This is a genomic window from Rhodococcus sp. P3_B8 (assembly GCF_056402775.1).
This window is the reverse complement of record NZ_JBFUGT010000342.1, coordinates 1-6,599: the sequence shown is the minus strand read 5'-3', so window position 1 is coordinate 6,599 and position 6,599 is coordinate 1. Positions and strand designations below refer to the sequence as shown.

The 6,599-nt window shown below is 68.1% G+C and carries 8 protein-coding genes; 5 read left to right on the top strand and 3 right to left on the bottom strand.

The window, feature by feature from the left end; genetic code table 11:
- The coding region (locus AC1D1G_RS39645; RefSeq protein WP_477956324.1) for an acyltransferase family protein at positions 1 to 1,262 on the top strand (1,262 nt) is incomplete at its 5' end.
- 99 nt (positions 1,263 to 1,361) lie between these two features.
- On the top strand, positions 1,362 to 1,940 hold the full coding sequence (locus AC1D1G_RS39640; protein WP_280780045.1) for a carboxymuconolactone decarboxylase family protein: 579 nt from the start codon (positions 1,362 to 1,364) through the stop codon (positions 1,938 to 1,940).
- 14 nt (positions 1,941 to 1,954) lie between these two features.
- On the opposite strand, the gene AC1D1G_RS39635 is transcribed toward AC1D1G_RS39640, so the two are convergent.
- The gene (locus tag AC1D1G_RS39635) at positions 1,955 to 2,395 is read right to left on the bottom strand and encodes a DUF3224 domain-containing protein (RefSeq protein WP_477956323.1); all 441 of its coding nucleotides are present in this window, start codon (positions 2,393 to 2,395) and stop codon (positions 1,955 to 1,957) included.
- A 65-nt stretch (positions 2,396 to 2,460) separates the two neighbouring features.
- On the opposite strand from AC1D1G_RS39635, the gene AC1D1G_RS39630 reads away from it, so the two are divergent.
- Positions 2,461 to 3,261, top strand: coding sequence for a helix-turn-helix domain-containing protein (locus AC1D1G_RS39630; protein ID WP_283335149.1), 801 nt, complete (start codon positions 2,461 to 2,463; stop codon positions 3,259 to 3,261).
- 16 nt (positions 3,262 to 3,277) lie between these two features.
- On the opposite strand, the gene AC1D1G_RS39625 is transcribed toward AC1D1G_RS39630, so the two are convergent.
- Together AC1D1G_RS39625 and AC1D1G_RS39620 are read right to left on the bottom strand one after the other, a co-directional pair.
- The gene (locus tag AC1D1G_RS39625; RefSeq protein ID WP_283335150.1) at positions 3,278 to 3,490 is read right to left on the bottom strand and encodes a helix-hairpin-helix domain-containing protein; all 213 of its coding nucleotides are present in this window, start codon (positions 3,488 to 3,490) and stop codon (positions 3,278 to 3,280) included.
- Between the two features lie 11 nt (positions 3,491 to 3,501).
- Complete coding sequence (locus tag AC1D1G_RS39620) at positions 3,502 to 4,083, bottom strand: helix-turn-helix domain-containing protein (protein WP_105416260.1); 582 nt, start codon at positions 4,081 to 4,083, stop codon at positions 3,502 to 3,504.
- Positions 4,084 to 4,130: 47 nt separating this feature from the next.
- On the opposite strand from AC1D1G_RS39620, the gene AC1D1G_RS39615 reads away from it, so the two are divergent.
- Positions 4,131 to 4,970 (top strand): class I SAM-dependent methyltransferase, encoded by an 840-nt coding sequence (locus tag AC1D1G_RS39615; protein ID WP_477956322.1) that lies wholly within the window; start codon positions 4,131 to 4,133, stop codon positions 4,968 to 4,970.
- Between the two features lie 171 nt (positions 4,971 to 5,141).
- Positions 5,142 to 6,263 (top strand): helix-turn-helix domain-containing protein, encoded by a 1,122-nt coding sequence (locus AC1D1G_RS39610; RefSeq protein ID WP_280780040.1) that lies wholly within the window; start codon positions 5,142 to 5,144, stop codon positions 6,261 to 6,263.
- Positions 6,264 to 6,599 lie beyond the last annotated feature (336 nt).

The window sequence follows — 6,599 nt, the reverse complement described above, 5'->3', positions numbered from 1 at the left end:
GGCTGGGTGTCGGGCGGAGCCTGTCACTGCGGCCGATGCGGGCGGTCGGGCGGGTGTCCTATTCCTGGTACCTGTGGCACTGGCCGGTCTTGCTGCTCGCGCCGATCGTGCTCGGCCGCTCGCTCGACCTGACCGACCGTCTGGCGATGGTCATGGTGTCCGCGGGTCTGGCCGGCCTGACACTGGTCCTGGTCGAGAATCCCGTGCGCTTCGCTGCCCCGCTGCGTCGCTCGGCCTCGCGCAGCCTCGTGCTCGGCGGTGCCGTCACCGTCATCGCTGTCTGTGCGGCACTGGTGCTGCTGGTGGCGCGGCCGGTTCCGGTCGGACACGGAGCCGCGGCCGCGGCCCTCACCGTCTCTGCGCCGGCCGGATCGGCGCCTCCCGCAGTCGATCCGCGGGACGCCGCGGTCAACGACATGACCGCACAGGTGCAGGCGGCGGTCGCGGAATCAGCAGGGCTGCAATCGGTCCCGTCGAATCTGTCACCGCCGCTCGCCGACGCGCCGGCAGACAAGCCGGAGGTGTTCGTCAACGGCTGCGTGCGGTCGTGGCTCGAAGTGGGTCAGGACGAGTGCGCGTCGGGGGCCGTGGCGTCTCCGACGACGGTGGCGCTGGTCGGAGACTCGCATGCCGCGATGTGGGCCCCGGCATTCGAATCGGCCGCCGAGCAGAAACAGTGGCGGCTCGAGACGATGGGCAAGGTCACCTGCCCGCTTCTCGACCTCCCACTCACCAGCCCCTACCTCGGGCGGGAATACACCGAGTGCGAGCAGTGGCGCGGCGAGATCGTCGACCGTTTGCGGACCGAACGGCCCCGGTTGGTCGTGCTGAGCATGTCCCGGCGCTACGGCGCCGATTTCGGTTTCACCGTGTACGGCCAGGCCTGGCTCGACAGCCTGACCCGGCTGGTCACCGAACTCCGGGCCACGGGCGCGGCCGTCCTCGTCCTCGGACCGATCCCGGATCCGCAGTCGACGGTGCCGACATGTCTGTCCGCCCACCTGGACGACGCGACCGCCTGCTCACCACCACGGCCGGTCGCGGTGAACGACGCCGGCGTCGCGGCCGAGGCCACGGCCACCGCCGTAGGCGGCGGGCGGTACGCCGACCTCACCTCCCTGTTCTGCACCACCGAGCGCTGTCCCGTCATCGTCGGCAACGACCTCGTGTACCGCGACGACAACCACCTGACCCTCGAACACGCTCAGGCACTCTCGCCCGTCGTCGCCGCGCTGGCCGACCGGGCACTCGCACCGGGCTGACCGGTTGCGACGGTTCCTGCAATCACATCCGGTTCGGGTGTCACATTCGGCCGGTGGCCGGTGTCTCATGCCGAGAGCACGACAACCGGAGGAGGAATCATGGCCAGCAGTACCCGGATCCCGAAGGCCGAGCTGACCGGCATCTACGGCGCGATCGTCAAGCGGACGTCCCGCAAGATGCTCGGCGAGGTAGCCGAACCGGTCGAGGTCGCGTGGCACAACCGGAAGGTGCTGAACTTCAGCTTCAGCGTCGGCCGCCAGGCACGGAAGTGGGATCAGTGTGACGAGAACCTGAAGTCGTTCGCCCACATGGCGGTGGCCTGCCTGGTCGGATGCAGCTTCTGCCTGGACTTCGGCTACTTCCACGCCCACAACGAGGGGCTCGATCTGACCAAAGCACGCGAGGTGCCCCGCTGGCGCCAGTCGGACGTGTTCACCCCGCTGGAGCGGGATGTGCTCGAGTACGCCGAAGCGATGACCCAGACCCCGCCGACGGTCACCGACGAAATGTCGGCCAGGCTGCTCGAGGCACTCGGCCCGGCCGCGCTGGTGGAACTGACCGCGTTCGTCGCGCTGGCGAATCTCATGACACGCACCAACACCGCGCTCGGCATCGAATCACAGGGCTTCGCGACGGCGTGTGGCCTCGAGCCCCTCGCCGCACCCACGACGACATGAGCGACGTCGAAATATCAGCCGACGTCGTACGACAGAACGAATTCGTAGCCGCTGTCGCCGGGTCCTGCGATGGACAGGTCCGCGCTGCCGCGTAGGTCGATCAGACCGCCGGTGCCCATACCCGGCACCACCTCGATCCGGGCCGACACCGAACCCTGGTCCTGGCTGCCGATGTGCTGGAACACGCACGTCCCGTCGTGCCCGCCGATCGAGCCCTCGAAACGCTCGAGGCCGAGCACCGGCGCGGCATCGGCCTTGTACGCGATCAGGTAGACCACTGTGCTCGTTCCCTCGATGTCCCCGGAGTACGAGTACGCGACGGTCGCTCGGTTGGCACCGCGAGTGGGGTAGTAGGTGTCGCCGGCGGTCGTGCCTTCGCCGTCGATGTCGACGATTGCCGATTCCGACCACGCGGCGATGGAGAACTTGCCTCGTGCAGTGTGTGAGTAGCTCATGACACGTGACTCTAGGTACGAGGCAGCGTGGCGTTCTTGAACATTCGCGACACTAGGATGAGCGAATGTCGACTGTGCCAGGACACCCCGAGGCGATCGTCCGCCCGACGGCCGCCACACCGGGGTTCGAGGTCGAACGGGTCGCTCCCCGAGAGGCTTTGGCCGAGTTCGTCGACTACCACTGGCTGGTGAGGTGGTCGGTGCCGAAGCCCCATCGACAGCAGGTGGTGCCCCAGCCCCGCGTTCATGTCGCTGCCGAGGACGGACAGTTGCTGGTGCACGGGATCTCCCGGTCGCCGTTCTACCGAACACTGACCGGGAACGGCCACGTGCTGGGAGCCGCCTTCCACGCCGGAGGGTTCCGGCCTCTGCTGAAGGGCAGCGTCGGCGCGATCTCGGGAACCGTCCAGCCCGGACGGCATCTGCTCGCCGGTGACGATCGCCCGGTCGCGGAGCGGATCCTCGCCGGCACGGACAGCGCGGAGATGATCGACACCTTCGAGCAATACCTTCTCCGCACCGATCCCGTTCCGGATCCGACGGGACGGGAGATCACAGCCCTGGTGGGCGACGCCCAGTGCAACCGCGACATCGTCCGGGCAGACCAGCTCGCCGCACACGCCGGCTGCAGCCTGCGCACCCTGCAACGGCTGTTCACCGAGTACGTCGGCATCGGCCCGAAGTGGGTGATCCAGCGATTCCGCATCCTCGACGCGGCCGGCGCCGCCCACTCGGGCGAGAGGATCGACTGGTCGGCGCTCGCCTACGAACTGGGGTTCAGCGACCAGGCGCACCTGACCCGGGTCTTCACTCACGTGGTCGGGACACCACCGGCTACCTATCAGCGCACGCACGGCCTGCTGTAGCGCGGCCGGACTCGGTTCACTTCGCGAAGCCGAGCCCCCGCTCCGCGAGTTCCTCCTCGAGGATTCGGATCGCCTTCGGTCCGACGCCGTGGATATTCAACAGTTCCTTGGCGGTGACCGTCGTCAGTTGATCGAAACGCGTATAGCCGTGGGACGCGAGCTCACGACGGGAGACCTTCCCCATGCTCGCCGGAAACTCTGTCTGACCCGTTGTGTCGGAAGACGACATGTCCGTCCTTTCTACTCGTTGTGATCGGCGTGCAGGTGGGCACGCTCCCCGTCGTGGTCGAAGATCGTGAGGATCTCGACGGGACCGTCGTGGGCGCCGATCGAGTGCGGCACCATGGTCGAGAACTCCGCTGCGGCACCGGCTTCGATAAGTATGGTTCGCTCACCGAGCTGCAGGCGGGCCGTCCCCGATAACACCGTGAACCACTCGTGGCCGGGGTGCACACTCACATGCTCCGGGCCGGCGGGCCGATCGGGGGTGATGCGCATCTTCGCCACGGTCGCGCCGTGGAGCGCGCGTTCACGGGACAGCAGCCAGATCGTCAGGCCTCGCGTGTGTTCGGGTTGCGGCCGGATCACCACGTCCTCGTCCTCGACGGACTCGACGAGCTGATCGAGCGTGGTGCCGAGGGCCCGCGCGATCGGGACCAGTTGGTCGAGGGCGATCCTGCGGTGGCCGGTCTCGATGCGGCTCAGCGTGGACGGACTGAGAAAGCAGCGCGCAGCGAGCACGTCCAGTGACCAGCCGCGGGCCAGCCGAAGCCCCCTGATGCGTTGACGGATCACGCTGTCCAACCCGACTTCTTGCGTCATAGGCAAGAGTGTATGCGTGCAACGCAGGATGTGGCTAGCCTGGAGCCATGACACAGCATTCCCATCACCACAGCGGGCACACTCCCGAGCACGAGGCGGCGCTCGCGGATCTACTGGACCTGGACGCCGAGGTGTTCGGGTCCTACCTGGATTCCGTGGCCGAATGGGTCGGACAGCGCACCCGAGAGACCCCGCGCCGCGTCGTCGACGTGGGGGCAGGCACGGGCGTCGGCAGCCTGACCCTGGCTCGGCAATTCCCCACGGCAGAGGTGATCGCGATCGACAGGTCCGAGGTGATGCTCACGCGCCTGCGCACGGCCGCGCACGGGCAGGGACTGGCCGGCCGAGTGAGCGTCGTGCACGCCGATCTGGATGTCGCCTGGCCCGCAGTCGACGCGGCGGACGTCGTGTGGGCAGCCTCCTCGTTGCACGAGGTCGCCGACCCCGACCGGGTGCTCCAGGACATGTACGGTGCGCTGAATACCGGCGGCGTGCTGGTGGTCGTCGAGATGGACGCGCTGCCGCGCCTTCTGCCGGACGACCTCGACCTGGGCCGCCCTGGCCTGGAGTCGCGCTGCCACGAGGCCTTGGCGCGGTTGGACTGGAACGCGCACCCGAACTGGCGGTCCCATGTGGAACGGGCCGGTTTCGTGGACGTCGAGGAGCGCAGTTTCACCAGCGAGGCAACCCCGGCCCCACCCACCACCGGACTCTATGCACAGAACTTCCTGCGCCGCATTCGCTCCGCGCTCGACGGACAGCTTGCCGCCGACGACCGCGACACTCTCGATCACCTTCTCGCGGACGACGACCCCGACAGCGTCCTGCACCGCGGGGATCTGACGGTGCGGGGCAGCCGGACCGTATGGATTGCCCGACGCCCCTGAACCCGACGGACGGAGTGGAACTCCCTCACGCCGTCTGTGCCCGTGGGAACCGGTCCACGTGGAAGTGGTGAGTTGTGGCGGGATCCGACCACTCGGCGAGGCTCGGAACCGACCACGATCATTCGGTGTATTTTCCGGTTCCGTCTCGGACCGATTTAGTAGACTGACGACGTGCCGAATCAGGAGAACGCCGAATTCGCAGGCAGCGAGCCGAAGGTGCCGTTTCCCAAGCCGGAACGCGACATCGATCTCTACCGCCGGGCGATCGCCACCCTCCAGGCCGCACTCCCCCACGGCTGGACGTTGACGTCCGGAAAGTCCCGCTCCCTCGCCGACGCGCCGGAACGATTGCTGGTCGGCGCACCCAACGGCGAGGTGGCGTCCTTCTCCGTCATCCCCGCCCGGGGGGTGCTCGCGGGCGACGCCGCCCGGTTCGCCGACGGGTTGTCCGGATCCGATCGCGGATTCGTCTGCGCCCGTTACCTTTCCGAGCCGGTTCGCCGTCAACTCGACGCCAGGGGTCTCTCCTACGCCGATGCGACGGGCAACACCTCCCTGGCGGCGGACCGGCCTGCGATCTGGGTGCGCGACCGGGGCGCCGACGCCGACCCGTGGCGTGGCCCCGGCCGTCCGGCCGCCCAGCTGACCGGCGATCCTGCCGCCCGGGTCGTGCGCGCCCTCGCCGATCATTCGGGTCAGCTGACGGTCCCCGAACTCGTCCGACTGTCCGGCGCGTCCACCGGCGCGACCTATCGGGTGGTGGAAACCCTGGAGGAACGCGATCTGCTCGAACGTCTCCCCCGTGGCCCCATCACCAGCGTCCGGTGGCAGCAGATGCTGCGCGCCTGGAGCAGTGACTCCAGTTTCAAGGACTGCCCCACGGTCGGCTACTTCGCACCCGAGGGAGTGCAGTCGTTCGTCGCGAAACTCGGGAAGGTCTCCGGCCACCTCTACGCGGTGACCGGGTCACTCGCCGCGGCGGCGTTCGTCGAATACGCGCCGGCGCATCAGGTCCAGATCTACGCCGACCACGGCGAGGCGCTGGCCGGCGCACTCGAGCTACGCCCCGTCGATCAGGGTGCCAACGTCCTCGTCGCCACTCCCCGATCGGCTGCGGTCTTCGAGCGCACCCTGTTCCGCGACAACGTTCGTCTGGTCGCCCCGGCCCAGGCCTTCGCGGATCTTCTCGCCGGCACCGGTCGTCATCCGCAGGAGGCGGAGCACCTCCTCGATTGGATGACCGAGAACGTGACCGAGTGGAGAACAGCCCTCGGCGCACCGACGGTTACCTGACCGATCACTCGCCGCGGGCGAAAATGCCCGAGTGTGCGCAACACGACCACGCCACGCCGCGCGTGATGGCGCGCACAAGCGTGCTCGGGTAGCAGGATGTACATCTTGTGGCCTCACCGAGTGAGTCGGAACGGGCCTGACGGAAGTCGCGATCCGTTCGCAAAACGAATAGGGGTACTTGCATGTCCATGGGAGTCGGGCTCAGGATCGGCAGTGTCGTGTCCACCGCGGTGGTGGCGTCGAACGATCCAGGATCCCCGGATCCGGTCGTCATCGTCCGGGACACCGTCCTGCACATGTGCCCGGACGGCACCGCAATTCTCGGCGGGTCGGCGC

Bases quoted from the DNA above. Each gene is read 5' to 3' on its own strand.
- AC1D1G_RS39635 (WP_477956323.1), bottom strand. From the start codon at position 2,395: ATGAGCTACTCACACACTGCACGAGGCAAGTTCTCCATCGCCGCGTGG.
- AC1D1G_RS39615 (WP_477956322.1), top strand. From the start codon at position 4,131: ATGACACAGCATTCCCATCACCACAGCGGGCACACTCCCGAGCACGAG.
- AC1D1G_RS39630 (WP_283335149.1), top strand. From the start codon at position 2,461: ATGTCGACTGTGCCAGGACACCCCGAGGCGATCGTCCGCCCGACGGCC.
- AC1D1G_RS39620 (WP_105416260.1), bottom strand. From the start codon at position 4,083: ATGACGCAAGAAGTCGGGTTGGACAGCGTGATCCGTCAACGCATCAGG.
- AC1D1G_RS39625 (WP_283335150.1), bottom strand. From the start codon at position 3,490: ATGTCGTCTTCCGACACAACGGGTCAGACAGAGTTTCCGGCGAGCATG.
- AC1D1G_RS39640 (WP_280780045.1), top strand. From the start codon at position 1,362: ATGGCCAGCAGTACCCGGATCCCGAAGGCCGAGCTGACCGGCATCTAC.